The sequence below is a fragment of the Caulobacter sp. X genome, assembly GCF_002742635.1.
Lineage (GTDB): Bacteria > Pseudomonadota > Alphaproteobacteria > Caulobacterales > Caulobacteraceae > Caulobacter.
Window position 1 is genome coordinate 1,833,650 of sequence record NZ_PEGF01000001.1, and the last position, 26,111, is coordinate 1,859,760.

Annotated in this window: 20 protein-coding genes; 10 read left to right on the plus strand and 10 right to left on the minus strand. The window is 67.1% G+C overall.

Features of this window, described 5'->3' with window-relative positions:
* Positions 1–42: 42 nt before the first annotated feature.
* A complete protein-coding gene (locus CSW60_RS08475) occupies positions 43–1,197 on the plus strand; it encodes a glycosyltransferase family 4 protein (RefSeq protein WP_099536839.1) in 1,155 nt (384 codons plus the stop codon).
* Here the strand turns inward: CSW60_RS08475 and CSW60_RS08480 are convergent.
* Positions 1,139–1,891 carry a hypothetical protein gene (locus tag CSW60_RS08480; protein WP_143324140.1) on the minus strand — a complete coding sequence of 251 codons (753 nt, stop codon included), beginning with the start codon at positions 1,889–1,891 and terminating at the stop codon, positions 1,139–1,141. The genes CSW60_RS08475 and CSW60_RS08480 overlap by 59 nt on opposite strands.
* 186 nt (positions 1,892–2,077) lie before the next feature.
* Between CSW60_RS08480 and CSW60_RS08485 the strand changes: the two genes are divergently transcribed.
* From CSW60_RS08485 to CSW60_RS08500, 4 genes are all read left to right on the plus strand, one after another.
* Entirely contained in the window at positions 2,078–4,192 is a 2,115-nt protein-coding gene (locus CSW60_RS08485; protein WP_099536841.1) for a GNAT family N-acetyltransferase, read from the plus strand.
* Positions 4,189–5,052, plus strand: coding sequence for a hypothetical protein (locus CSW60_RS08490; protein WP_099536842.1), 864 nt, complete (start codon positions 4,189–4,191; stop codon positions 5,050–5,052). The genes CSW60_RS08485 and CSW60_RS08490 overlap by 4 nt, the downstream gene beginning before the upstream one ends.
* Positions 5,053–5,170: 118 nt before the next feature.
* Complete coding sequence (locus CSW60_RS08495) at positions 5,171–6,919, plus strand: exo-alpha-sialidase (RefSeq protein ID WP_143324141.1); 1,749 nt, start codon at positions 5,171–5,173, stop codon at positions 6,917–6,919.
* A gap of 350 nt (positions 6,920–7,269) precedes the next feature.
* Positions 7,270–8,877, plus strand: coding sequence for a GMC oxidoreductase (locus CSW60_RS08500; protein ID WP_143324142.1), 1,608 nt, complete (start codon positions 7,270–7,272; stop codon positions 8,875–8,877).
* Here CSW60_RS08500 and CSW60_RS08505 read toward each other — a convergent pair.
* Positions 8,874–9,770, minus strand: coding sequence for a glycosyltransferase (locus CSW60_RS08505; RefSeq protein WP_143324143.1), 897 nt, complete (start codon positions 9,768–9,770; stop codon positions 8,874–8,876). The genes CSW60_RS08500 and CSW60_RS08505 overlap by 4 nt on opposite strands.
* A gap of 265 nt (positions 9,771–10,035) precedes the next feature.
* Positions 10,036–11,076, minus strand: coding sequence for a hypothetical protein (locus CSW60_RS08510; protein ID WP_099536846.1), 1,041 nt, complete (start codon positions 11,074–11,076; stop codon positions 10,036–10,038).
* Between the two features lie 296 nt (positions 11,077–11,372).
* Here CSW60_RS08510 and CSW60_RS08515 point away from each other — a divergent pair, with 296 nt between their 5' ends.
* The gene (locus CSW60_RS08515; RefSeq protein ID WP_099536847.1) at positions 11,373–12,938 is read left to right on the plus strand and encodes an SPASM domain-containing protein; all 1,566 of its coding nucleotides are present in this window, start codon (positions 11,373–11,375) and stop codon (positions 12,936–12,938) included.
* Complete coding sequence (locus CSW60_RS08520; RefSeq protein WP_099536848.1) at positions 12,935–14,269, plus strand: glycosyltransferase family 2 protein; 1,335 nt, start codon at positions 12,935–12,937, stop codon at positions 14,267–14,269. Before CSW60_RS08515 ends, CSW60_RS08520 begins: the two co-directional genes overlap by 4 nt.
* On the opposite strand, the gene CSW60_RS08525 is transcribed toward CSW60_RS08520, so the two are convergent.
* The 4 genes from CSW60_RS08525 to CSW60_RS23090 form a co-directional block, all read right to left on the minus strand.
* Complete coding sequence (locus CSW60_RS08525; protein ID WP_099536849.1) at positions 14,228–15,493, minus strand: hypothetical protein; 1,266 nt, start codon at positions 15,491–15,493, stop codon at positions 14,228–14,230. The genes CSW60_RS08520 and CSW60_RS08525 overlap by 42 nt on opposite strands.
* Before the next feature lie 28 nt (positions 15,494–15,521).
* Positions 15,522–16,709 (minus strand): TylF/MycF/NovP-related O-methyltransferase, encoded by a 1,188-nt coding sequence (locus CSW60_RS08530; RefSeq protein ID WP_201722995.1) that lies wholly within the window; start codon positions 16,707–16,709, stop codon positions 15,522–15,524.
* A 463-nt stretch (positions 16,710–17,172) separates the two neighbouring features.
* Positions 17,173–18,186, minus strand: a complete 1,014-nt coding sequence (locus CSW60_RS08540; RefSeq protein WP_099536850.1) for an aldo/keto reductase — start codon at positions 18,184–18,186, stop codon at positions 17,173–17,175.
* A gap of 31 nt (positions 18,187–18,217) precedes the next feature.
* The gene (locus CSW60_RS23090; RefSeq protein ID WP_143324144.1) at positions 18,218–18,601 is read right to left on the minus strand and encodes a helix-turn-helix domain-containing protein; all 384 of its coding nucleotides are present in this window, start codon (positions 18,599–18,601) and stop codon (positions 18,218–18,220) included.
* Positions 18,602–18,784: 183 nt separating this feature from the next.
* Here CSW60_RS23090 and CSW60_RS08545 point away from each other — a divergent pair, with 183 nt between their 5' ends.
* The 3 genes from CSW60_RS08545 to CSW60_RS08555 all read left to right on the plus strand — a co-directional run bounded on the left by CSW60_RS08545 (position 18,785) and on the right by CSW60_RS08555 (position 21,080).
* Positions 18,785–19,312, plus strand: coding sequence for an RNA polymerase sigma factor (locus CSW60_RS08545; protein ID WP_161495634.1), 528 nt, complete (start codon positions 18,785–18,787; stop codon positions 19,310–19,312).
* The gene (locus CSW60_RS08550; protein ID WP_099536852.1) at positions 19,309–20,346 is read left to right on the plus strand and encodes a FecR domain-containing protein; all 1,038 of its coding nucleotides are present in this window, start codon (positions 19,309–19,311) and stop codon (positions 20,344–20,346) included. Before CSW60_RS08545 ends, CSW60_RS08550 begins: the two co-directional genes overlap by 4 nt.
* A gap of 122 nt (positions 20,347–20,468) precedes the next feature.
* Positions 20,469–21,080, plus strand: a complete 612-nt coding sequence (locus CSW60_RS08555) for a hydrolase (protein ID WP_099536853.1) — start codon at positions 20,469–20,471, stop codon at positions 21,078–21,080.
* A 62-nt stretch (positions 21,081–21,142) separates the two neighbouring features.
* Here the strand turns inward: CSW60_RS08555 and CSW60_RS08560 are convergent, their stop codons facing one another.
* The 3 genes from CSW60_RS08560 to CSW60_RS08570 form a co-directional block, all read right to left on the minus strand.
* On the minus strand, positions 21,143–21,619 hold the full coding sequence (locus tag CSW60_RS08560) for a cupin domain-containing protein (protein ID WP_099536854.1): 477 nt from the start codon (positions 21,617–21,619) through the stop codon (positions 21,143–21,145).
* Positions 21,616–22,551: an alpha/beta fold hydrolase gene (locus tag CSW60_RS08565; RefSeq protein WP_099536855.1), complete on the minus strand. Its 936-nt coding sequence runs from the start codon at positions 22,549–22,551 to the stop codon at positions 21,616–21,618. Before CSW60_RS08565 ends, CSW60_RS08560 begins: the two co-directional genes overlap by 4 nt.
* Before the next feature lie 185 nt (positions 22,552–22,736).
* Positions 22,737–25,808, minus strand: a complete 3,072-nt coding sequence (locus CSW60_RS08570) for a TonB-dependent receptor (protein ID WP_099536856.1) — start codon at positions 25,806–25,808, stop codon at positions 22,737–22,739.
* Between the last annotated feature and the right edge of the window lie 303 nt (positions 25,809–26,111).

Sequence of the window (26,111 nt, forward strand, 5' to 3'; positions counted from 1 at the left end):
CCGTCTTGACGGCGGATCGCGCCACGGCGCCTTATCGCGACGATGGCCACGCGAGTGCTTCTTCTTCAGGACGCCGCCCATCTGCCGTCGTTCGGCGGAGGCAACAAGGCGAACCGGCTGCTGCTCGAGGCGCTGGCGGCGCGCGGATTCGACTGCCGGATGGTCTCGCGCGCGCCGGGCGATCGCGGGGCGCTCTCCCATGAATTCGGGGCGCGGGGACTGGCGGCGCGAGGCGTGTCGGTCGAGGCCGACGGCGGCTATCGCTTTCGCGGCGTGGGCGTCACGCCGATGGACTTCGCCGCGCCCGACGCCGGCGCCCGCCTCGCCGCACTGGTCGCTGATTTCGATCCTGACTGGATCCTCGCCTCGGACGACCGCCCCGCCCTGTTCCTCGGCGCCGGGCTCCGCCACGCGCCCGAGCGCACCATCGCCCTGGTCCACACCCACTACCACCTGCCCTTCGGTCCCGAGGCCGAGCGGCCGGATCCCGTCCGGCATGACCAACTCAGGCGCGCGCGGAGTGTCGTCGCCGTGAGCGAATACAGCCGCGGCTATCTGCGCGAATGGGGCGGGATCGAGTCCAAGCTGCTGCGCTTTCCCGTGTTCGGCTCCAGCTCGTTCGCGCCGCCAGCGCCGCCCGGCGGCTTCGTCGCGATGATCAATCCCTGCCACGCCAAGGGGCTGCCGATCTTTCTGGCGCTCGCCGAACGCTTCCCCGAAACGCCCTTCGCCGCGGCGCCCACCTGGGGCGCGGACGCCGCGGTGCTTGAGGCGCTGACGCGGCTGCCCAACATGACGATCCTCGATCCCGCCGACGACATCGGCGCGCTGCTGGCGCGCGTGCGTGTTCTCTTGGCGCCGTCCATGACGCCCGAGACGTTCGGCTACGTCGCGATCGACGCGATGCTGCGCGGCGTCCCGGTGCTCGCCGGCGATCTTGGCGGGCAGCCCGAGGCAAAGCTGGGCGTGGATTTCGTGCTGCCCGTCAACGGCGCGATAGAGCCCTGGGCCGAGGCGCTTGAGACACTGCTCGCCGATCCGCAGGCCTGGCGGCGCCTGTCCGAGCAGTCGCGCGCGGCGGCGCAGCGCTTTCTGCCCGAGACCGACGCGGACCATTTCATCCGCTATCTCGGCGCGCTCAGCGCCCCAACGCGTGGAGCTCCGCTTCCAGATCGCCGCCCCGCAGCGCGCGGCTGAGATCGTCGAAATTCGCCACAGTATCGCGCAGCGACTCCGGGGCCAGCTTCCAGGTCTGCCCCTCCGGTCGCGCGGGCTCGCCCTCGAGGCCCAGCATCGCGAGCGCCGGGTCTATCCCGCCAGGCGCGAACAGATCCTCGTACCAGAGCTGCGCGTAGTCCTGCCCCGTCTCCGTCAGCCACGCCTCGGTCTCGCGGTAGAAGCGCTCGTGCAGCGCGATGTTCTCCAGCAACAGGTCGCGATCCACGGTCACCTTGGGCCGCGGCGCCGGCGCGCCGCGATCGTCGTAGACCACCCATTCGCCCGTCTGACGCGCCAGCAGCAGCGACACGAACGCCTTCACCCGGTTACGGCGCTTGAGCACAATCTTGCGCACCGACGTGTCGGCGAGCACCGCGCGCCACGCCGGCTCGTGCTGCCACAGGCACAGTTTGAAACCCACGGCCGCGCGCCCCAGGGGCGTTCGCCAGACGCGCTGAAGAAATTCCTCGGGCTCGCGGTCGCGCTCGTCGATCGCGCCGAGCGTGAAACCGCTTTCCTGGAGATGCCGCGCGACGCCGACGACATGCGGATTGAATATCTCGTGGTGGCACAGGATATCCGGGTGCGAGTTGAGCACCGTACACAGATAGTTACTGCCCGTACGCGTGGCGTGCAGGATAACAAAACGAACCGGGGCCTTGAGTTCCGCCATTCGTCATTCCATTGATAGAGCGCCAGTGGAAGCGTAACTCTTTCACACGGCAATTCTAGTCCGCGCCCAGACAACAGGACAGAAACCGAGATTTTAATGGCGTCAGACGGGCACTATACTGAGGTCAGCTTCCGACGCGCCGGGCGTACGCGTCGCCGCGTCGCCGTCCAGGCCCGCTGATCTGGAATGCGGATCATCGCGATCGTCGACCCGTACGACGCCGGATCCATGCTCGCGCCCGCCCTGGCCGACCGTGGCGCGGCGGCGGTGATGGTGGGAAGCACGCCCGAGGTTCCGGCAAGCGAAGCGGTGTCGTTCGATCCCGCGGACTTCGCGCATCTGGCCCCTTGGTCGGCGGATATCGCCGAGACCGCCGCCACGCTGCGCAGGCTGGGCGTGGAGCAGGTGGTCGCCGGCTCCGAACGCGGCGTGGAGCTCGCCGACCAGCTGGCCGAGGCGCTCTGGCTGCCCGGCAACGGCGTGTCGCTGAGTCCGGCGCGGCGCGACAAGCTGATGATGAGCCAGGCGGCGGCCGCGCAAGCCATTCGCACGCCGCGCCAGATCGCCTCCGACACCCTCGAAACACTGCTCGCCTGGATCGAGGCAGAGGGGGGCTGGCCGGCGGTTCTCAAGCCCCGTCGCGCCAAGGGATCGGAAGGCGTGCGGCTATGCGCAACGCCCGACGAGGCCGCGCGGGCCTTCGCCGCGATCCACGGCGCCGTCGATCGATTGGGATCGGCCAACGAGACCGTGCTGGCCCAGCAGTTTCTGAAGGGGCGCGAGTATGTCGTCGACACCGTCAGCCTCGACGGCCGCCACCGCCTCGCGGCGCTCTGGGCCTATGGCAAGCCCCCGCCCGGTTTCGCGGCCGTTGGACTGCTCTCGACCAAGCAACTGTTGCCCCCCGAAGGACCGCTCGCGGACATGCTGTTCGGCTTCGCGGCGCGGGTGCTCGACGCGCTGGGGATCCGCCACGGCGCCGGACACTGCGAGATCATCGTCGACGAGGATGGTCCCGCGCTGGTCGAGATCGGCGCGCGGCTCCACGGCGGCCCGCCGGCGCACCTCATGTCCCGCGCGGCCACGGGGACCAGCCAGCTCGACCTGCTGGCGGACTGCCTGGTCGATCCCGAGCGCTTCGCCGTCGATGTCGCCTCGCGCCCTGGCCTGAAGACGGGCGCCGCGATGGCGCTGCTGCGCGACGACGGGCTTCGGGGAGAGATCGAAACCCTGCCCTCGATGCGCCATCTTGTCTGGAACGCCCCTCCTGGCGCGCCCCAGCCGCCGGTCGCGGGCCTCGCCACGCTGGTCCATGCGGATCCGGCGCAGATCGCCGCCGATCTCGAAATCGCGGTCGGCGGCGTCGCCTGCCGGCTGATCACCGATCGTGACGCGATCGAGGCGCTCGCCCCCGAATGGCGGGCGCTGCTTGGCCGCTCGCGCGCCAACCGCGCCTTCAGCGGTCCGGACTGGTATCTCGCGGCGCTTGGCGCGACGCGCGAGCTTTCTCCGCAGCTGGTCGTCGCCTCGCGCGGGGGCCAGTTGGTCGGCGTCCTGCCGCTGGCAACCGATACGTCGCGCGGAACCGTGGGCTTCGCGACGCGGCTCGCCGACTACAACGACGCGGTCGTCGCCCGAGACGACCTGGCGGCCGCGCGGCGGCTGATGATGTTCGCCCGCCGCCGCTTCTCCGCCCTTGAACTGGGCTGCGTCCGTCCCGACGCGGAATGCCTGCGCGCCGAGCCCGGCGCCGTGCTGACCGAAAAGACGTTCACCTGCCCCTTCGCCGACCTATCGTCCGGCTACGACGCCTGGCTGGCCGCGCGCACGCCGCGCTTCCGTCGCGACCTCGCCCAGCTCGAGCGCCGCGCCGCCCGCGCGGGGCTGAGCGTCGCCCGGCCGGAGCACGCACCCCCCGATCTCGCCGCGCGCTTTATTGATCTCCACAAGGACCGGTTCGGCGAGCGCAGCCTGTTCGCGCGCGATCCCGCCGCGCGCGCTTTCGTCGAGCGGGCGCTGCCTGGACTTTGTCAGGCGGGCGTCGTCATTCCCTTCGCGCTGCGCGCCGAAGACCGCATCGTGGGCCTCAACCTCTGCATGCTCGGCGCCGACAGTCTGGGCTATTGGAACGCGGGCTTCGACGCCGCGTTCGCCGGTTTCTCTCCGGGCGCCCTGATGATCCACGCCGCGCTGCGCGAGGCCTGCGCGCGGGGCCTCGCCGAACTGGATTTCCTGCGCGGCGATGAGGCCTACAAGGCGCGCTGGTGCGCCGACGCGCGTGAGATCGGCGCGCTCGCATGACCCTGTCGCCGCTTCCCGGGGATCCCTGGTCGATCGGTCTCTATGCCGGACCCGATCCGCTTCACCTCGCGCCGATCCCTGGCCTTGCGAACCCGATCCTGACGCGCGAGCAGGTCACCGACGTCCCCGCCGCCTTCGTCGCCGATCCGTTCCTGCTGCCGCATCGAGACGAATGGCATCTGTTCTTCGAAGTTCTCCACCATGGCCGCGGCGTGGGCGAAATCGGCTGGGCCAGCAGCCGCGATCTGCGCGCGTGGCGCTATGGTGGGATCGTCCTTCGCGAACCGTTCCACCTCTCTTACCCGCATGTCTTCGCCTATCGCGGGGAGATCTACATGACGCCGGAGACGCTGGGCGCCGGCGCCGTGCGCCTGTACCGCGCCGATCCCTTTCCCAGCCGCTGGACGCCGGTCGCCGAGTTGGTCCTGGGCGAACTGGCCGATCCGACCCCGTTCCGCTTCGAGGAGCGCTGGTGGATGTTCGCCTGTCCGTCGCCATCGCGGCACGACATGCTCGCGCTCTTCCATGCCGACGCCCTCGAAGGTCCCTGGGCTCAGCATCCCTCCAGCCCGCTGATCCGCGCCGACAAGCGCCGCGCGCGCCCTGGCGGACGCGTCGTCCTGTCCGGCGGCCGGCCGCTCCGCTTCGCCCAGGATTGCGGCGCGCGCTACGGCGGCGGCGTCCGCGCCTTCGAGATCGCGGAGCTTGGCGTCGATCGCTTCAGCGAGCGCGAGGCCGCTGAAAGCGCGATCCTCGGCGCTTCCGGCGCGGGCTGGAACGCCAAGGGCATGCACCATGTCGATGCGTGGCGCATGGCCGACGGACGCTGGGTCGCCGCCGTCGACGGCATAGGTCCGTAGGGACGACCAACCGCGAAATAACACCTGGACGCGCATTGCGGCGGCTCTAGGCCAATGATACACTTCATGCGTGATTATTTTATCGGAGCAACCACACGTCTAATTTCAGGAGGTCGAGTTGAAGGCAGCGTCTCTATTGGTGATGGCCGGCGCCATCACGACCGTGGGCACCACGCTCTGGAGCGCGACGCCGCAAACCGCGCCCCCGCCAGACTCATCCCAGGCCGCCGCGTCAGCTTCGGCGCCCCTGCTTCCGCCGTTCGGGCCGCCGGTCGCCGCGGGACGAACGCTCAGCACCGCGGACATGACCGCGGCCAACCCGCTGATCCCGGCCGACATCTATCGCACCCCGGCCAACACGGTAGGCCATGGCGATCTCGCCACCTTCGCTTGGCTGTCGTTCATCTCGGCGGTCTCTCCCGCCTCATCGAGCAACCGCGGGGTCCCCGGCGGCAGCTTCTCGACTTCCGGCGCGAGCAGCGCCGCCGGTCCGCTGGTGTGGGAGACCTACCAGCACCGCACGGAGCTGCTGCCGTGCAGTATCAGCGGCGGCAATGCGTCGCCGACGCCGCCGCAGCCCTGGAACGCTCCGCCCACCTATGTCATCGCCAACAGTGGCGGCACAGCCTGCAGCAAGGTCTCGATCCAGGGGGCGCCGTCGCTGCCCTACAACAATCTCGACGAGGCCACCCAGATTGGCCAGAACAGCCTCTTCTATCCGACCACGCCCGGGCGCCCAAACCCGGCCACGGACGCCCAGGTGCTGTTCGAAGCCCGCGCCAATCAATATGAGTGGAACTTCGTCAACCAGAACTACGCTTCGCTAAAGCCGCAGTTCGGGCCCTTCCACTTCTCGCCCGCCATCACCCTGCCGACCGGCACGGTCGAGGTGAAGGCCGCGTGGCGCCCGATCTCTTCGATCCCTCAGGCTCAGCGCTATCGCTATCACACCGCGACGGTGATCACGTATGGCGGCACTGACACCGCCCCGGTCGCGCAAACCCAGACCTATGCGCTGATCGCCCTGCACCTGATCCACAAGACGCAGAACTATCCCGCGTTTATCTTCGCGACGTTCGAGCAGGTCGACACGCTCACCAATCAGGCGACCAAGCAGCCATCGGGCGTCTATTATGTGCCGTCCTACAATAAGGTCGCCTACGCCACGCCGAGCACGACGACCTTCCCGCCAAGCGGGACCACCGTGCAGAACCCTAACATCGGCTTCTCCGTCACCGCCCCCGTCGCCAAGCCCAACGGCGTTTCGACGCCGCTTCCGCTGGGCGCGACGACCGGCTTCCCGGGCGCCAAGGTCGTCAACAATCTGGTCACGATCCCGGTCACCCAACCGGTGAAGCTCGTTCCCGATGTCGCGAGGGTCAACGCCCAGGCGCTGGCCGCGATGCAAGGTATTCCAGGCTTCAACAACCAGTTTGTCTGGCAATATTACAGGCTCGCCGGGGTGCAGGCGATCCCGACCAACGACGAGACGACCAAGGACTTCTACCTGGCCAATATCGTCGTCGAGAGCAGCCAACCGGGCATTCAGCTGTTCCGCGGCTTCCCCCCGATCACCAAGGGGACGCTCACCAACCTGCGAAACCAGGTCAACGTGATCGACTATCACTTCTCCGGAGGCCAGAACTTCTCGATGGGCGGTTGCCAAGGTTGTCACGGCGTCGCCCAGACACAGAACGGGTTCGATTTCAGCTTCCTGTTCTTCGGCGCGGGCGGCGGCGGCTTCTCCCCGGAGACGGTCGGCATCGTGTCGCCGGCGGCGGCCGCGGCGCGGCTCACCGCAAAGCGCTACATTCAACCGACCTCGAATGGTTTGCAGGCGGAACCCCCGCCGGTCACGAAGAATTAGACCGACCCTGCCCCAGCCCCGGACCAGGTCAGGCCGGGGCTGGGACTTCTCGCCGGCGCGCCGGGCCGTCCACATGGCCTGGCGCTGTCCATTGGCTTGATCGGGCTTCGACATGATCAGGCATCGGCGTGATCAGGCGCTTGCCGCCCACCCCGCCTGAGCCGCCGCCATGGCGGCGACCTCGTCCCGCGCCTTAGGAGCTCACGCGATCTGGGGCGTTGACGTTCCAGCCCCGATCGAAGCTCCGCCGAGGCGCGCCCGGCGAAAAACTACTCCTGGTAGCTATGCGCTAATATGCTCGACAAGGTACAGCTAGGCCTTACAGAAGCCCAAGCTCCAAAGAGTCCTGCTTGTCATCTTCCAGTCCGATCCCGTCCGAGCCAGAGCGAGACCTCTGGGACGTCATCGTGGTGGGCGCCGGCATGGGAGGCGGCGCCGTCGGACACGAACTGGCGCGCATGGGCAGGAGCGTGCTGTTCGTCGAGCGCGGCCAGCTTCTGCACGGACCGCATGCTCGGGCGGGTTGGGACAAGCCTCCGAAGAGCCTCAGGGAAGGCCTGATGCGCTCCGGGCGCTGGCCGGATCGGCTGAAAGGTCGAGCCAGCTTTGGCGACCTCGACTTCATGGGGCCCATGGGCTGTGGCACCGGAGGATCAACCGGCCTCTATTCGGCCCAGCTGGAGCGCTTTCGGGCGTCGGACTTCGCGCCGCGCGCCTGGTATCCGAACGCCGCGGACGCCAATCTGCCTGAGGCTTGGCCAGTCGACCTGGCTGAAATGGTCCCATTCTATCGGCGCGTGGAGGCGCTGTTTGGCGTGTCGGGATCGCCCGACCCCCTGGAGCCGGACCTTGAGGCTCCCCTCCGAACGCCGGCCCCGATGAGCGATCGAGACAGGTCGCTCTTCGAGTCGTTCGAAGACCTCGGCCTGCATCCTTATCGCTCGCACGTCGGCCTCGCGGACATTCCGGGCTGTCGCGACTGCGATGAGATCTGCATTTCCGGCTGCAAGAGCGACGCGGGCAATCGCTTCGTCGCCCCGGCCCTGAAGCGATACGGCGCCCGAATTCTTCCCGAGTGCGAAGCCGTGGGCTTCGAGGCCGATGGCCGGCGCGTGGTCGGCGTGGTCGTGGACAGGGGCGGCGAGCGGAAGACCCTCAAGGCGCGGATGTTCGTACTGGCGGCCGGCGCCTGGATGACGCCGGCGCTGCTGCTCCGGTCGCGGTCTTCGGAACACCCGGACGGCCTTGCCAACGGCTCTGGCATGGTTGGACGGAATCTCATGCTGCACGCCACCGATCTGGTGGCGGTGGATCCAGGCGAATGGCGTTCGTCGGATGGGCCGCGCAAGGGACTGACCCTGAACGACTTCTATGACGACGAAGGCTTCAAGCTCGGCTCCTTCCAGGCGGTTGGTCGGCGGCTGGAGGCTCCGATCATCGAATCCCTCCTGATGGCGGCGGCGGATCGCGATCCTGTCCGCTGGCGTCGCAAGACCTCCGGATTCGCCAAGCGGGCCGCGCGGATGGCCGCCCGCGACCTGCGCGGGGCGACGCTGATGGCGACGATCATGGAGGACCTGCCCTATGTCGAGAACCGGGTGGTTCTCGATGGCGCAAGTCCCGGGGGCTTCCGCTTCGAATACCGTTATCCCACGGAACTGGCTGATCGCGCCAACAGGTTTCGCCGCCGGCTGACCGAGGTGTTGTCCCCTCGCATGAGGGTGCATGTCGTCCCCCTGGGCGACGACAACCTGAACTACGGCCACGTATGCGGCACCTGCCGGTTTGGCGAAGATCCAAGCTCCAGCGTCCTCGACCCGTCCAACCGCGCTCACCAGTTGGATAATCTCTACGTCGTCGATGCGTCCTTCTTCCCGTCGAGCGGCGCGATCAATCCCAGCCTGACCGTGGCCGCCAACGGTCTTAGGGTCGGGGGATTCATTCACGAACGCCTCTAGGCCGACGGCAGGGCCTCGCGGAGAGCGGCCGCCGCGCCGGCGGCGCCGGACTGCGCGCGCAACAGGGCCGAAACGCGGGCGAGTTCGGCGTGGACGCGAGGATCGGCGACCAGGCTCTCTATCATCGCCTCCAGACGCGCGGGCTCCAGCTCATTACGCGGGCGGTCGACCAGTCGTCCCAGCCCCAGGCGCTGAATGCGTCGGCCGATTTCCAACTGCTCGATATTGCGGGGGAAAACGATCAGCGGACGGCCGTTAAGCAGGCTTTCCATCACCGTGCCATGGCCGCCGTGGCACAGCACCACGCGCGTGAGCGCCAGGTGCGGCGCCAAGGGCCCGGCCGGAAAGACGGCCGCGTCGGGGCGCCCCTCCAGCGAGACGGCGCCCAGGGCGGAGACGCGATAGCGGCCCGGAAGGTTTCGCGCCAGCCAGGGCGCCAGACGCCCGGCCTCTCCCGTGCTGCCGAAGGACAGCAGGATGTCCGACGGTCCAGGAGGAGACGCGCTGGAAAGCCGCGTCCATCCGGCCCAGACCATCGGCCCAAAGAACATCCCCGGCCGATCCGCCCTGCCCTCTATCGCCTCCACGCCCGGGATGAGCAGCTGACCTTCGCCCAGCGGAAAGGGCGGCGCGCCACGGACCCTCTGCATGAAGGACGCGTAGCCAAGCCAGTTGGCGAGATGGAACAGGGGCTGTCGCGCCTTCAGCAGCACGGGCGTGGCCCGACCGTCGACGACGATGGCGTCGGGTTGTTCCGCCGCCAGGATCTCGGCGTCTCGCGCCAGCATCGCCTTCAGACGCTCGTTGCGACGCGCCCACTCGCGCCTGGGCGTCTGGCCAGACCTTGCGAGGTTCTCCTGATCCGCCGCGCCTCCCTCGCCAAGAGACGCCAAGAGTCCGCCGCGAGGCGTGTGCGCCGGGGGAAGTTCCAGCGTCGGCGCGACGCGCACCCGCGCCGGGAGGACCTGGCGGAGGCGCGCATGCGTCCGAGAGAGCGCGACGCAAACCTCATCACCTTGCGCCGCCAGCGCCTCCGCGAGAGCCAGGGTTCGCCCCAGGTGGCCCAAGACGTTGCTCAAGGGAAAGAGAAGTATCTTCGCCAAAAGGTGCTTGCCCCGAAAGGATCCCGTCGCCGTATCCCTTCGGGGCGCTCCCCGTCTAGACCTCGAAGACGCCGCCGTTGGGGACTTGCGCGTCCGGACCGCTCGGCGGGCAGGTCAACGAGAACTTCGGGATCAGCGAGAGCAGTGAATTGAGCGCATCGTCGATCGCCTTCAGCAGGGCGCTGAAGTCCGGGATGTCGGGAATGTGGATCGTCAGATTGAGCAGGTCGCTGAGGCCCGGAATGCTCGGCAGCGAGATATTCAGGGCGCTGAGCACCTCGTTGACGAGGTCTTGAATGGGCGCCAAGGCCTCTAAGATGAAGACCGAGGCGTCTTTGAAGATGTCATAGAGACTGATGGTCACGGGATAGGGCACGGGCACCGTGATCTTGATGTTCATCAGGTCGTTCTCGAGCTGGCTCAGCAAGTCGGTGACCGGCTGCAGCACGCTCAACACGTCTTCGATCGCCGACGCGATGGCCGAAAGCGGATTGAGGGCCTGCTCAATGGCTTTCAAGGCGCCGTAGAATTCGGCGATCACCCTGTTGGCGTCGACGAGGGCGGTGTTGAGGGTGGCCACGACGGGCTGCGCCGCCGCGGAGAAGCTGTCCAGATAGGCCAGGCCCTGGGTCTTGTAGGCGCCGTCCGGCAGGCTATTGATGCAGGAGACGACGGCGGTGAAGTCGTGCAGGAACGTCGTCGATTCCTTCTGCACCTTGGCGACCGCGTCGATCAGGTCCTGCAGATACTTCTGGATCGTCTGCAGCCCATCGCGCAGCGGCTTCACCTCGGCCTCGATCTCGTCGGCGGCCTTGTGGGCTGGCTTGACCTCTTCGCTGAGCGCCGTCACGGCGGTCTTCAGGCCAGCGGCGGCCTCGCCGACCTCGGGGACGACGGAGACGATCTCGAGCGCCTCGATGGTGACCGTCAGGGCTTGATCCAGCTTGGCCAGGTCGTCGTCGACGGTCTTTGAATAGCCGAGGACCTTGATGATCTCCGAGAGGTCGCCGTTCAGCTGGTTCAAGCTCGTCAGCAGCGCCTGAGCGTCCTGCGGTGTCTGGGTTAGCGTTGCGATGAAGGTGTCAGTAGCGCTCATGGCTTGAAGGCCTTTGTGGAGGTTCGTGAAGGACGCGATACCGGTTCGCAGAGGCGGACAGGTCAGCGCCGGAGCGCCGCCGCCTTCAGGAGTTGGGAGCCTAGCAAGACGGCATTCGGCTGAGCGGCCAGACCTTGCACGGGATCAACCCGACGGACGCCTGGCCCGCAGTCGCGCTTGAGCCTCGCCCCCGAAACCTCTCCACGACCCGTAAAGCTTAAGCACATTATTCTTGGTTGTAAATCCAGATTTATCCACTTATTCGGGTGTAGAGCGCGCGGTCAGGGAGCTGGAACATGGACGGGACGCGCCCCACGGATCACCTCAAGCGGGGGCCGATCAGCGCCGAAGGGCGTGGGCGAAGGAGCGCTTCGACGACGAGCGAAGCGCCGCCCGAAGCCGCGCCCTTCAGTCACGCGGCCACGCTGCCGCCATCCGCCACGCGCCTCGTCCACGCCTGCAAGGACGACCTGTTGGCGGCGTATCTCGAGGACGCCGATGCGCGGGACGTGGCGCCCCTGCGACTCCTGCCGGGCCCGTACGCCGCGCGGCGAGGCGGCGACGACATGGCGTTCCTGGAGGCCTATCTGCGCCTGGACCAGGATATCGCCGAGGCGCTTTCCGAACGTCATGCGCGACGCGTCGCGGTGTTGCTGGCCAGGCTCGAGACGGACCTCGCCGCGCTCTTGAAAGGCGAAGACAAGGTCGCTTTCGAGCGCGAAGGCGTGCGCTCGTTGCTGGCCATTCGCGACTACCCGATCGTCGCGGAGTTCTTGGGACGCATAAACGACCTGCAGGTCTCCACGCCCAATGTGGGCGACTATTCGGACCTCTTCTGCGAGAAGCCGTTCCTGACGGCGGAGATCGCCCAAGGCGGGCGCACCTTTCTCTGCTGCCCCCTGCAACTCCCGACCGCCGTGGGCGACGCCGCGGATGGCGAGTTCATGGATGTCTGGAACTCACCCCAGGCCCAGGCTGTCCGCGCCTCGATCCTGGACGGCAGCTTTTCACACTGCCGCGAGCGCACGTGCGGCGCATTGCGGACCCGCAAGCTTCCCCGGCGCTCCGACATCACCGATCCCTACCTGCGGGCGATCATCCACGGCCGGGTGACCCATCTGCCGCGCGGGCCGACCAGCCTGACCATGAACTATGATCGCTCCTGCAACCTGGCCTGCCCGACCTGCCGCGTGGAGCTCATCACGCTGAAGGGCCAGGCCAAGGCCGCGGCGTTGGCGATCCAGGACTGGGCGACGCGAGGCGATCATCTAGCGCATGTCGGCGTCCTCCACTTCACGGGCAGCGGCGACGCCTTCGCCAGCAGCATATTCCAGCACTTCCTGCGAGGGCTGAACGCGAACGATCATCCCAATCTGCGCATAGGACTGGGCACCAATGGCCTGTTGTTCACCCGCAAGACCTGGGACCAGCTGGGCGGAGCCGCGATCGAGGTCGCCTGCGTCTCGGTCGACGCGGCCTCGCCCCAAACCTACGCTCTCAACCGGGGCGGCGACTTCGACCTGCTGCTGACGAACCTGAAGTTCATCGGCCGGCTGCGCGCCGAGGGACAGCTCAAGCTCTACACGCTGAATTTCGTGGTCCAGGACAACAATTTCGCGGAGATGCCAGCCTTCGCCGAGCTGGGACGCGAGGTGGGCGCCGACTTCGTCTTCTTCCAGCAACTCGTGAACTGGGGGACCTTCTCGCGCGAAGCCTTCATGGAACGCGCCGTGCACTTTCCAAGTCATCCGCGCCACGCGGCGTTCCTGGAGACGCTACGCGATCCCCGCCTGGCCTCGCCCTTGATCGATCTGAACAATCTCGCCGCCCTGCGCGACGATCCGAGAGGCGGGCCCCCATGATGGTCTCCGTCGAAGTGCCCGTCTTCAAGGGTCGCTATCTTGAACCCTGCATCCGCTCGGTGCTGGCGCAGACGTCCGACCGCTGGCGCCTGTCCTTGGTCTGGGACGGCGGCGACCAGGATTCGCGCGAGATCCTCCTGGCTCTGCAAGCGGACCATCATCCGCGCATCCGCATCTGGTTCACCGAGAACCAGGGCATCGCCAAGGCCCGACATTTCCTGAGCGCCCGGACCGAGGGCGACTACATCCTGCCGCTCGATGACGACGACGAGCTTGCGCCGGAGGCGGTCGAACGGCTTCTGGACTGTGCTCGGCAAAACCCCTGGGCCAGCCTGATCCGAGCGCGTCGGTGCTTCATCGACGGCGTCGGCGCGCCCGTGGACCAGCCGCAGTGGTTCCCCTTCGCGCCGCGCGCCTATCAGCAAGGCATGGTCGCGGACGTCTTCAATCAGGCCCAGCCCTACATGATCCGTCGGTCGGCCTATCAGCGCACCGAAGGCTGGAGAGGCTATGCGGAGTTCATGGGCGCGGGCGAAGACTGCGACATGTTCCTTCAGCTCGAGGAAACGGGCCCCTTCGCGCTGCTTGACGCCGTCCTCTACCGCTATCGCCTCCACGGCGACCGGGCGAGCGAGGACCTGACGCCCGCGGCCGCCTTCGACATGTGGCGGCGCCTGGCCGACGAAGCCCTTGAGCGCATGGGCTTGCCGCTGCGTCGCACGGGTCCGCTGCCGCCCTTCCAATATGAACCGCTGGCGCGGTCGCCGCTTTCCCCGGAAGATTTTCTCTTTCTCGGCCCCCTTGGAGACGAGGCGGTCGCCGCCCTGACCACGCTGGGCTTCCAGGTCGAGACGACCCGGTCGCCCGACGATCCGGGAGAGGCCGTCGCCAAGGTCAGGGCTTCTGGCAAGGCGGGCGTGTGCCTTCTGGGCGCCGACGCGGTCCCGCGCGATCGGACGGCGGTGGAAGCGGCGATCGCCAGGCTGAACGCCGAACGGCTGGATCTGGTCGCGGCCCTGGCCGCGGAGACGACCCCGCCCGCCCGCGCGGACCTTCTGCTGATGCGCCGAGAGGTGCTGCTGGCGACCGGCGGGCTGGATCCCTGGATTCCGCCGCCCTTGCGGCTGGCGGATCTCTGGCTGCATGCGCGTCGGCGAGACTTCTCGGGCGGGGCGATCGTCGCCACCGGGCTGGAGCGCGCCGTTGGCCCGGCCTGGCGAGAAGAAGACCTGGCGCCGATAAGGGCCAAATGGGCCGGTCTGGATCGCCTGCTCGCCGAGGCGTTTGGGTCAGGCCGCCGGTCGACGGCCCGCGAGCAAGCTGTTCAGTAGGGCCTCGGATGAGGGCGCCCGACCATAGCGGGCCATCAAGCCCTCGCGGCGGTCGGCGTATCCATCCAGAGCCGTCGCCAGCCGCTCCAGGGACAGGGGCTCGGTCTGGTCGATCTGCGGCGGATCCCAGCCCTGGTAATACCAGGCGATGATGCGCTCGCGGATGGTCGGCGCGGCCCGGACCAGATGCCCCTGATCGAACAGGATGATCGGCCGGCCATTCCACAGCTGCATGATGATCGAGTGGGAAACCAGGTTCCAGTAGAAGCAGTACTCCGCCGCCAGCAGCAGCGCCATCGCGCGACTGAAGGCGCAGAACGGCAAGAGTTCGACATCGCGATTTTCGCCCACCAACAGGCGAACATCGCTGAGCAGTTCGGACGGCCCCAGAAGTATGGCGCGGCGTCCCAAGCGCGTGGCGTCCTCCAACCGGTCGGCGACGACGCGCGCGAAGGCGCTGGGGCCCATGAACATGCATTGGGTCTGGTGGTCGGCCTGAGCGATCAGGAACATCCAGTAGGAAGGCTCGCCCATCCGCGCAGCCTCGAGCAATTCGGCGGGGGCCCGTAGAGCGGCGTTGAAGAACGATAGGTTGCGGTCGTCGTGCGAACGCGCTTCCAGGCCGCTCATGTCAGTGTGCGACGGGTACAGATGGGGAAGATCGCGCAGCACCGCCTCGGCTCCGCCAAGTCTGGTGCGCAGCATGTCGTCGCCCAGCTTCTTGGCCGCGCGCAATTGGGCGGGGGCGTTCTCGGGGATCTGGATCGAGATCAGCTCTTCGATGGGCTGCCCCGGCGGCCGAGTGATGACTCCCATGAACGGATCCGCGGTGATCGTGGTCGCGCCCTGCGTCTCCGCGACAAGCAGAATGCGTTGCAAGGCCTCGGGCGAGAGCAGCCCGTGGACGGGCATCAGATAACCGGAGGCCAGGACGACGAGCCGAGGACGGTGACGATGGATCGCCTCGACGAGATCCTGCTCGCTTCTCCAGAGAGACAATCGGCCCGGAAGCACGTCGGCGTTGGTGTCATAGAGGCGCTGGCTGACGAGAACGCGCGCCTTGTGGAAGCCGGGCTGCCCCAGCACCCAGTACATGACGGTGGTCAACTCTCCGAAGTCGTTGTCCAGGATGAACAGGGTGTGCGCCGCGTCGTCTTCGAACGGCGCCGCCGCGAGGTCCTGAAGCCAGGCTTCGATAGCACGGACGGGAGGGGAAACGGGCAAGGCCTGGGATCCGTCAATCGGGTGGGAGCTAGGGCTTGCGCCAGTAGGCGGCGGACCAGTCGACCTTGATCAAGGGGGCGTCCACCGCCTCGCGCGCCCTGAAGTCGTTGACCGCCTGGCCGCAGGGGGGAGAGTTGTAATAGTCGTCCAAGATCACAAAGCCGCCCGGCGACAGTTTGGGATAGAGGGCGGTCAAGGCGTCCATGGTCGAGCCGTAGAGGTCGCCGTCCAGCCGCATCACCGCCAGACGCTCGATCGGCGCTGACGGAAGGCTCTCGGCGAACCAGCCCGGCAGAAACCGAACCTGGTCGTCGAGCAGACCGAAACGCGCGAAATTACCGCGCACCTCCTCCAGGTCGACCGCCAGGGTCCGCCAGACCGAAAGGTCGTAGCCCCGGTCGGCCGGGTGCCGATCAAGGTCCGGCCGGGGCAATCCCTGGAAGGAGTCGGCCGCCCATACCGTACGGTTCGGCTCGCCATAGGCTTTCAGGATCGCGCGCATGAAGATGGCGGCGCCGCCGCGCCACACGCCCGCCTCGATCAGGTCGCCCGGCACGCCGTCGCGCATCGCCCGTTCGACACACGCCTGGATATTCTCAAGACGCGCCTCGCCAACCATGGTCAGCGCGCGCGCGGGCCAGTCCTGGCCCTGCCGGCGGGCCTCGATCGAAGGCTCTCGGGCCCGGCCGGTCAGCTTTTGGAAGAGCCGGGCCAGGCTTACGGCCGGCCGCAGCGGATGCAATTCAAGCGCCGGACCATCGGCGCCGTCCCACAACAGATAGGTCAGGCATTTGCGAACCAGGTCCAGATAGATGGACGGTAAGTCCTCGACCCCGACCAGAGGCAGAGGCGTATCGAAGTCTCGGCGAATTCCGGCGGCCCGCAGCGCTCGCGCATGAGCCTGGGTCTCTTCGGCCCCGGCGGGATCGCCGCTGCGCCGTTGGAGATCGGCCAGCTTGTCGAGCAGAATGGTGTTCAGCGGCTCGCGTTCCAGCGCTGCGAGATAACTCTGAGCCGCCGGAACGGCCTGGTCGGCGCGCGCGCGGGCGTCGCCGAGCGCTTGGAAGAGGCCCGCGATATCCGGAGTCTCGAGCGCCGCCCGCTCATAGAGCGTGAGAGCCTCGTCCCAACGGCCGGCCCTGGCCAGTCTTCCGGCGGCCTCAAAAACCTCGCCGGTTTGGCTGTCCTCCGCGGAAGGATCTCCGTTCTGGTCCACCCACACCCCTCAGCCTCGAAGTCGGCGAGCGCCCCGTCGACACTGCGAACCAAGGGTAAAATTAACGCCATAAGTTGCAAGAACGAAGAATGGAATTTTCAGGTTGTCAGCCGATCAAGAACCGACCGCGAAGGCGTTAGGTAGCCAATCGAACCGGAGCGAATGGACAGAGAAACTTCTGGCGTGTCGCGACAACTTAACGCCGTGTGGCTAACCCATTGAAACGGAACGAAGTGGCAAATTCGCCAACTTGGGGCCACAACTTAACGCTGGCCCAGAAACCCCACCCGACAAGCTGACGCTGTCCTCGAACCCCAAGCCCGCCTGAAGCGCCTCTCGTTCAAGCGTCATCGGTTTCCGCCTGAGATCATCCGGCACGCGATCTGGCTCTATTTCCGCTTCAACCGATTTCCTCGCGGACGCTTTCAAGGGCGCGCCGCCCTGGGACCGCTAAACCTAGCCATCATGCGCCTCTCGGTAAGGGCGCGGCCGGGTGGACCAAGCCAGCCTGACGGAGCTCGCGCCAGAAGTCAGCAGGGACGACGGCGTCCAGAGCAGCGCGATCCTCGGAGATGCGGCTGGGGCGGCTCGCGCCCGGAATGACGGCGGCGACGGCGGGATTGGCCAGCGAGAACTGCAGACCCGCCGCCTTCATGCTGACGCCGTATCGATCGGCGATGGCCTTGATGCGGGCGACCTTGTCGAGGATCGCCGGGCCGGCGGGGGCGTATTCGAAGTTCGGTCCGCCAACCAGAGCGCCCGAGCTATAGGGGCCGCCGACGACGATCCCCAGGCCGCGCTCGGCGACCTTGGGCGTCACCCGTTGCAGGGCGCGGTCATGATCGAGCAGCGTGTAGCGTCCGGCCAGCAGGAAGACGTTCGGGCGGGGCGCGTCCAGAGCCAGCAACAGCTCGATCGGTTCGACGTGATTGACGCCGAGACCCCAGCCCTTGATGACGCCCTCGTCCTTGAGCCGATCCAGCGCCTTGAAGGCGCCCAGGCGCGCGGTCTCGAAGGCGCCGAGCCATGCGTCGCCATAGAAGTCCTGCGCCAGGTCGTGGACGAAAACGAGGTCAATGCGATCGGTGCGCAGCCGCTTCAGGCTGCCCTCGATCGAGCGGTAGGTTCCGTCCTCGGAATAGTCGTTCACGACCTTGTTCGGACGGCCATGCTGGAAGACGCCGCTTTTTTCGCCGAGATCGCGGTCTTGCGGGGACTCGACTTCGTCCAGAATGATCCGGCCCACCTTGGTGCTGATGACGTACTGGTCGCGAGGCTTGTCCGCCAGCGCCTCGCCCATGCGCAATTCGGCGAGGCCCGCCCCGTACAAGGGGGCATTGTCGAAGTAGCGGATGCCATCGTTCCAGGCGGCTTCCACCGTCGCCAGGGCTTCCTGGTCGGGAATGTCGCGGAACATGTTGCCCAGAGGGGCGGCGCCAAATCCAAGCTTGCTGGGCAAGAGCGTGTTCACGGTCATCTTGGGAGCCTTTCGATGGAGGGGTGAGCAGTCAAATCGCAATCATGTTCTCGCGACGCCACCGGCGAGGCGTGTCGCCGACGAAAGCGTGAAAAAGCCGCGACATGTGGGCCTGGTCGCAGAAGCCGCTGTCCAGGGCGATTTCGCAGAGCGGCGCGCGGCTCTGCCGCATCAGGGCCTTGGCGCGATCGAGGCGGGTGCGGATCATGTATTCGCACGGCGGGAGCCCGAAGCTGCCCCTGAAGCGACGAGAAAACTGGCTGATGCTGAGACCGACCAGACTGGCCAGCTCCGGCGTCCTGATCGGCCGGCCGAGATGTTCCTCGACGTATCGCAGCACCTTGCGCTCCTGCCACGGGGTGAGCGCCAATGTCCGTCCGCCGACGGCGTCCCGGCCTTTGTCGACAATACCCATCCTACATCCCCAATCTCTGCGCCCCTCCTCCCGGTCGAACGCAGGTCGCTGAAATTTCCTCACCGTCTTGCGGCGAAGGTGAGGGCTTCGCGCGCGGCTGCGTTCCGCCCTTATGACCACGCATCTCTCCTGGTCGTTGGACAGGCGGCGGAGTCTCTGATGGGAATGGCGCGAGAGGGGCCCATGAGGGATGCTTCGGACGTCGCGGCGCGCGCGGACGCCTTCGCGCGGCAGGCCGCGGCGATGCGAGGCCCCTTGGCCTCCTACTTCCGCCGGCGGATCCGCAACGCGGGCGAGGTGGAGGATCTGGTCCAGGAGGTTTTCCTGCGCCTGACTGTACGAGGCACCCCTGACAACGCCGATCACGCCAGCGCCTACATCTTCCAGATCGCCGCCAGCGTGCTGGCCGACCGCTACCGACGGCGTACGGTCCGGCGGGCCGAAGAGCATGTCGCGCTGGACCCGGAACTTCATGGCGAGCAGGATTTCGACCCGGCGCGCATCTACGCCGGCAAGCAGGCCCTGAATGCGGCGGCGGCAGCTCTGATGACCATGCCCGAACGCACCCGGACCATCTTCCTGCTTCGCCGGATCGACGGCCTTCGCCATCAGGCCATCGCCCAGCAATTGGGGCTGTCCGTCAGCGCCGTGGAGAAGCACATGGCCCGCGCCATCGAGCACCTGATGGCCCATGTGGGAGGCGCCCGATGAGCCGCGACGCCGTGACGCCCGCCCAGGCCGCCGCGCGATGGCTGGCGCGCGATGACCTGGATCGCTCGCCGCAGCGCGAACAGTTCGCCGCCTGGCTGGAGGCGAGCGAGGAAAACCGAGAGGCCTGGATCCAGGCGCATCGCGTCTGGGATGTGTTCGACGACGCCGACGACAACGACCTGATCGCCGCGCTGACGCGCGCCGCTCGGCGGGCGAGACCCGAGCCGAGGTTCGGGCCGCTCCGCCCCAGGCTGATCGCCGCGTCGATCGCGGCCATGGTCGTTTCCGCCGCCCTCTTCGCCGGCCTGAAACAAGGATGGTTCGACGCGCCCGGAGAGCCGGCCCCGGTGGCGATCACCGCCGCGCCATCGCTCGCCGCGTTCGGACGCGCCGACTACATCACCGGCGCGGGCCAAAGATCCATCGTCGATCTGCCCGATGGAACGCGTCTGACCTTGGACGCCGACAGCGCGATCGACGTGGCCTTCACCGACGGGCGGCGCGATGTCCGCCTCCTGAACGGCCGCGCCTTCTTCGACGTCGCGCACGATCGCGAGCATCCGTTCGCGGTCCAGGCTGCCGAGCGGGTCATCACGGCGCTGGGCACTCAGTTCGACGTCAGCCTGCTGTCGGGCGGGCTCCAGGTGGTGCTCGCCGAGGGCAGCGTCTCGGTCGGCATGGCGTCCGGAGGGAAGGCGACTACGGCGGTCAAGCTGAAGCCTGGCCAGGCCTTCTCCGCGCCGAAGGCGGGCGCCGGCAAGGTTACAACGACCGATCTGGACAAGGCGCTCGCGTGGAAACAGGACGTCGTCGAGTTTCATGATCAACCGCTGTCCGAAGCGGTCGAACTGCTGAACCGCTACACGCGGGTCAAGATCGTCATCCGGGATCCCAAGGTCGCCGCCCTGCGCATCACCGGGGTCTTCAAGACCGGGGACGTCAGGCGGTTCGGCCGCTCGATCTCCCAGGTGCTGCCGGTGCGCATGATCGCGCGCGACGCCGACACCTACGAGCTGGTTTCGACGCATCGCTAGACCAGCATTTCGCTGAGGATTTTCAAAAAGTCGGCGTTTTCCCTAGCAGAGCGCCGCGGGCTCGAGGGGCTCGGCCTGTCGACAGCTGCCGTCGCTCGACACCCCTAAGAGCGAGAACCCACATGACATCGCCCAACACCATCCGCGACCCGCTGGCCGATCATCTGCTGACGCCGCGAAACGCCGCTCTGCTGATCATCGATTTCCAGCCCGTCCAGGTCTCGTCCATCGTCACGATGGAAAAGCGCTTGCTGATCGCCAACGTCGTCAACCTGGCCAAGACCGCGCGGCTCTACGACCTTCCGGTCGTGCTGACCACGGTCAACGTGGCCACCGGCCTCAATACGCCGACCATCAAGCCGATCGCCGACGTGCTGCCTGACGCCCGGCCCATCGACCGCACCGCCATCAACGCCTGGGAGGACGAGGATTTCGTCGCGGCGGTCAAGGCCACCGGCCGAAAGAAGCTGATCATGGTGGCGCTGTGGACCGAGGTCTGCCTGGCCTTCCCAGCCCTCGACGCGCTGGCCGAAGGCTATGACGTGTTCGCGGTCGTGGACGCCGTGGGCGGCACCTCGGCGCTGGCGCACCAGGCCGGTATCGACCGTGTCGTCCAGGCGGGCGGCAAGCCGGTCAGCTGGATCCAGGTGGCTTGCGAGCTGCAGCGCGACTGGAACCGCCAGGCGACCGCCGAGGGCTTCGCGGACATCGTGCTGCGCGCGGTCGGGCACTAAGCCGAAAAAAGGGAGCAGGGCTGATCGCCTTGCTCCCTTTGCTTGCCATTGCGCCGATGAGGTCAGGGCTTGGGCGCGTTGGCCGCCTCGACATAGTCGGTGCTGGTGGGGCCAAAGCCCGAGATGTAGACGCTGGCGCCCTCGGGACCTGTCATGGCGAAGTGATCCACGCCTGCCGGCTCGCTGTAGAAGCTGCCGGGGGGCAGGGTCTTGACCAGAGCCGCGTCGGCCCTGCGGCCGTAGCCGAATTTCCAGACCCCTGAGACGACCACGGCGGTGCGGTCGTCGCGGTGACTGTGCGCGGCGATCCGCATGTTGGGCGGCACCCGCAGGGCGATCGTATAGGGACCGGCCTTGGTCGGGTCGCCGTAGAGAACCGTGGTGCGGATGCCGGCGACCCCCGAGGTGCCCGCCGTGGCGCCGCCGGCGGTCAGGGCGGCGACTTCGGACGGGGTCAGCCGCAGCTGGCGTTCCTGGGCCAAGGCGGCGCCGGGCAGGGCCAGCAACGCAGCCGCGACGAGCGCGAGGCGGCGGCTCACGGCTTGGCGTCCAGGAAGTCGCGGACCATCGCCACCGTGGCCTTCGGGTTCTCCTCCATGATCCAGTGACCGGAGTCGGGCACGACGCCTTCGGTCACGTTGCTGGCGGCGAAGCGCATCACCGTCGCCATCATCGGTCCGAACGACTTCTCGCCGCCCAGGGCCAGGACCGGCATGGTCAGCTTGCCCTGCGCCATGAACGCCTTGTTGTCGATCGCATCCTGGTCGAAGGCGGCGAACTGCGAGAAGCCGCCATGCATGGCGCCGGGCAGGGCGTAAAGCTTGGCGTAGTGCTCGCGCGAGGCCTCGGTGAAGCGCGAGGGATTGGCCGAGAACTCGTTCCAGAAACGGTCCAGATAGATGCGCTCGCGGCCGGCGACGAGGCGCTCCATGTCCGGCCCGCCAAAGCGGAAGTGCCAAAGCAGCGGGTTCTTGAGGATGTCCTCCCAGGGCCCGACGCCAGGCAGCGGCGCGTCGATCAGCACGAAGCGGCGGACGCGGTCGCGATGCTCGGCGGCGAAGGCGTAGCCGACCATGTTGCCGATGTCGTGGGTCACGAGATCGACTTGACCGACCTTTAGGGCGTCGAGCACGCCGGCCACGTCCTGGCCTTGGGTCTTCTTGTCATAGCCGCCGGAGGCCGGCTTGGACGACAGACCAAGCCCTCGAAGGTCGGGCACGATGACGGTGTGGGTCTTGGCGAGTTCGACCGCCATCGGCTCCCACATGTCGCCGGTCTCGCCATAGCCGTGCAGCAGCACGACCGCCGGTCCCTGTCCGCCGACGCGCACGTGGATCTTCGCGCCGTTGGTCGCGATGTCCTGGACCTTGAAGTCGGCGGGGAAGGGTTTGACCTGCGCCTGGGCCGGGGCGCCCAAGGCCGAGGCCGAAAGGATGAGGGCCGCCAAGGCGACCGGGGCGAGCTTGAACACCTGCTGTCCTCCAGGATCGCGCGGAACCACCGCGCCTAGGAAGGGGGAACGCACGCTTGCGACGAACCCTCACGCGCCCAGAGCCTGTCAGCCTCAGATGGAATTGTTTGAATCTGACAGGTTTTAAATCAGATACTTAGAGGGTGACAGCCGCCGAAACCGACCACACTTTCGGCGACCACGCCCTAGAAACGGCCGGACAGGCTGAGCTCGAAGCGACGACGACGCGGGTCGCTACGATAATCATACCCCATCTGGCTTGGGTCGGCGACGATGGGCGGGCTGGTGTCCAACAGGTTCTGCACGGCCAGCCGCATTTCCAGCGTCCGGAGCGCCTGGCTCGCCGAGAACGCGAATTGTCGGCGGACCGCAAGATCGAAATAGACCCGCGATGGGATGTAGCTCCGTCCCTGGTTTTTCGCGGTCGTTTGGATCGTTCCGTTGTACGGCGACCACAGCGGACTGGAGCGGCCGAGATACTGCGCGTTCAAGTCCAGCGCCGTGGACCCTCGCGTCCACTGCACGCCGGCGTTGCCTCGCCACCTGAGCGGACCGTCGCGGTAGCCGACGCGGTTCAGCCAGTCGGCGTCGGGGCGCCGTCGGGTCCTGAGCGTCGGCTGCCAGGTGGCGGCGCCGTAGACCTGCGTCTCACCGCCCCACAGCCGAGGCGCTCGCCAGTCGAGCTGGAGATCGACGGTCTCGGCCACGGTGCGCCCCACGTTGCTCGCGCCGGTATAGACGGCGAGGATGCGTCCGCCCGTATAGCCCAGCGCCGCGTCGGCGGCCGACAGGGGCTCGCGCTTGACCTGATCGCCGTAACGCGCCTCGTCGTTGAGGACCTCCTGATAGCCGAGGTTGAGGTTGCCGATCTCGTCGCGGATATCAACGCGTGACACGTCGATCGAAAGGCGAGGGCCGTCGCCTTCCGACGGGTTGAAAACCAAGCCGACCGACTGAGTCAGGCCTCTTTCCTGCCCCACGTCATGTCGACCCGTACGCCCCCACAGGAAAGGACCATCAGCGGTGACCAATCGCCCGCCGCGCCGCGGGTCTTTGAGGCCCGCGGAAGTGACCACGATCCCCAGTTCTTGAAGCTGGCTCATGTCCGGCGGCGTCTCGCCCGTCGCCAAGCTCGCGCGCACCATCACCCTTTCGAGCGGGAAACTCCGCAGGCCGATCGTGAAGACATTGGCGTCATGGTGGGTGGTGGCCCGGGTCCTGACCATGGCCGCGCCCGTGTAGGCCATGTCGGGGAACGTCGTTCGCACGTCGTCGCGTCGTACGGCCAACTGAAGCTCGAGCCCTCGCGCGGGCGCGATCGGTGCCTGGCGGCCCAGCAACGGCGCGCGGATTTCCGCGTAGCCCGATTTCACAAATTGCACCCGATCGGGCGTGAAGTCCCTGCCGGGCCCGCCGGCGCCGCCCTGAGCTCGGTTCGCTGAGGGCATGCGCTCGCGCCGGACTTCGGCCAGCAAGGTCGCGGTCAACGGGCCTTGAGGAAGATCGATCACCGGTCCGGCGGCGCGAACGACCCCACTGCTGAATTGGGTCTTGAGGAGATAGTGCTCGTAGCTGGGAACGGCGTAGGCCATCACGGCGGCCTCGAGGTTCGCGAAGCCGCCGAACGGAGGCATCGGCGCTTGTCCCTGCGGGCCGACCACACCGTTTAGGTAAGGCTGCAGGAAGGTGGTCGCGAGAACCGACCCTTCGCTGTCGATGACCTGGGAAGTCCGGCCAATCGTATATTCCGTCGAAATCCGCCAGCGTCCTGGCAAGGTCGCGATCAATCCCGTCGTTACCCGGCGCGTGTTCGTATCGACCGACTTCACGTCGACAAGGCCCGCCAAGGGGAAGTTTATATAGATGGGATTGGCGAACGGATTGGTCGGCGCGTCGGCCACGACGGCCGTGCGATACTGGCCTGAGTCCTTCGGGAACGTCGCTTCACCCTTGTTGTAGAGCGACCAGCCGTCGGCGAACAATTCGAACCGACTTCCGATCGGGCGGCGAACGCTGAAGAAGATCGAGCGCGTACTCGGCGTCGCGACAAGGGTCGTGTCATCGCCGGCCAGTCCCTTCGGGGGCGTTGTCGGAAGCTGACCGGCATTGGCCGCCAGAACGGCGTTTCTCGCCGACGCCGCGCCCTGAAAGTCGAGCGGCAGGAAGGTGAAATAGCTATTGAGCGCTGTCCCGTCGTCCAAGCGCAGGGCGTCGCCGCCGACACTACGCACCGTGATCGCGTTGACCGGCCGAGCCTGGACCAGATAACCATCCGGATTGTACCGCGCCTGCCGCTCGAGGGAGCGCCGCGCATAGTTCCGCTGGCCAACCGTCAAGCGTTGGGCGGCCGTATAGGATCCCGCCAGCATGATCGAGGTCGCGCCGCCGTCGGGCGAGAAACCGATCCGCCCCTCGATGCGCGCGCGGCCGGCGTCGCCGCGGCTGGTCAGGCCGGAGGCCACGGTCAGGTCGGCGCCTTGGTAGTCGCGTTTCAGCACGATATTGACCACGCCGCCGAGCGCCGTTGGTCCGTGAATGCCGCCCGCCGTCGAGGTCAGCGTCTCGATGCGCTCGATGGCGCCCAACGGAAGCGCGTTGATGTCGCTCTGGGCGAGGCCCAACCTCAGCGTTGGTATGCCGGGCATCCGCCGGCCGTCGATCAGCACCAGCGTCCTCTGTTGCCCTATGCCCCGTACATCGATCGCCGAAGTTGTCGCCCCGCTGCCGGCCACCTGCTGTGCGGGCGACACGACCTGGCCGTCGGACGGCAGCCGCTCGCGCAGATATTGGCCAACATTGTCCTGCGCGGCGAAGCGCAAGTCTCGCGCGCCCATCACCTTGTAAGGCTGGATGTCGTTCTCCGAACGCCGAATGTCGGTGTTCTGTGTCGGCCGGCCAAGGACCAGAACCTCCGAAATGGCGCCATCGCCAGGATCGATTGGCCGCGTCGGCTTCGGAAACAGCACGAAGACGCCGTCGGACGTGATCCGATAGTCGATCCCCGATCCGGCCAGCAGTTGAGCAAGCGCGCGCTCGCTGGAGAGCCGTCCTTTCACCGCTTGACCCCGGAGCCCGCGGACCAGATCCGCTGTGTAGAGAATGTCGACGCCGCTTTCGCGAGCCAGTTCCGACAGCGCGTCTTGAAGGGCTCCCGCGCGGATATCGACGCTAACGGGCGCGGCATGGGCGATCCCCCAGCCCGCAATCAGGATCGACAGGCAGGCGAAGGCGGGGAGATGGCCGCTTCTGTGTAGCACGATGAGCCTATCACATCACTGGATGCGCAATTTGCTAATGCTATGTTTGCTAAGTGCCGCCTGAGTGAGGATAACGTTTTTATCTTCGTGAAAGCTATCGATAGCTAGCGTCGAGTTACGGGCGACGAGGCATCGGCCCTTTAATCTAGTAATATACAGTTTCCGCAGTCGCGTCCCCCTGCAGCGGAACATATCATCTGAATGTCGCCTCTGGGTGTGCCGAGTTCTGCTTCTGGCGCAACGTGAACCCAAGCCCGAAAATGAGGCGACTGCGACTAAGTCGCATTGTTGACAGTCTTAGCT

Excerpts from the sequence above, each read along its gene's own strand:
- CSW60_RS08475 (WP_099536839.1), top strand. The coding sequence starts at position 43 with ATGGCCACGCGAGTGCTTCTTCTTCAGGACGCCGCCCATCTGCCGTCG.
- CSW60_RS08480 (WP_143324140.1), bottom strand. The coding sequence starts at position 1,891 with ATGGCGGAACTCAAGGCCCCGGTTCGTTTTGTTATCCTGCACGCCACG.
- CSW60_RS08485 (WP_099536841.1), top strand. The coding sequence starts at position 2,078 with ATGCGGATCATCGCGATCGTCGACCCGTACGACGCCGGATCCATGCTC.
- CSW60_RS08490 (WP_099536842.1), top strand. The coding sequence starts at position 4,189 with ATGACCCTGTCGCCGCTTCCCGGGGATCCCTGGTCGATCGGTCTCTAT.
- CSW60_RS08510 (WP_099536846.1), bottom strand. The coding sequence starts at position 11,076 with ATGAGCGCTACTGACACCTTCATCGCAACGCTAACCCAGACACCGCAG.
- CSW60_RS08515 (WP_099536847.1), top strand. The coding sequence starts at position 11,373 with ATGGACGGGACGCGCCCCACGGATCACCTCAAGCGGGGGCCGATCAGC.
- CSW60_RS08520 (WP_099536848.1), top strand. The coding sequence starts at position 12,935 with ATGATGGTCTCCGTCGAAGTGCCCGTCTTCAAGGGTCGCTATCTTGAA.
- CSW60_RS08540 (WP_099536850.1), bottom strand. The coding sequence starts at position 18,186 with ATGACCGTGAACACGCTCTTGCCCAGCAAGCTTGGATTTGGCGCCGCC.
- CSW60_RS23090 (WP_143324144.1), bottom strand. The coding sequence starts at position 18,601 with ATGGGTATTGTCGACAAAGGCCGGGACGCCGTCGGCGGACGGACATTG.
- CSW60_RS08545 (WP_161495634.1), top strand. The coding sequence starts at position 18,785 with ATGAGGGATGCTTCGGACGTCGCGGCGCGCGCGGACGCCTTCGCGCGG.
- CSW60_RS08550 (WP_099536852.1), top strand. The coding sequence starts at position 19,309 with ATGAGCCGCGACGCCGTGACGCCCGCCCAGGCCGCCGCGCGATGGCTG.
- CSW60_RS08555 (WP_099536853.1), top strand. The coding sequence starts at position 20,469 with ATGACATCGCCCAACACCATCCGCGACCCGCTGGCCGATCATCTGCTG.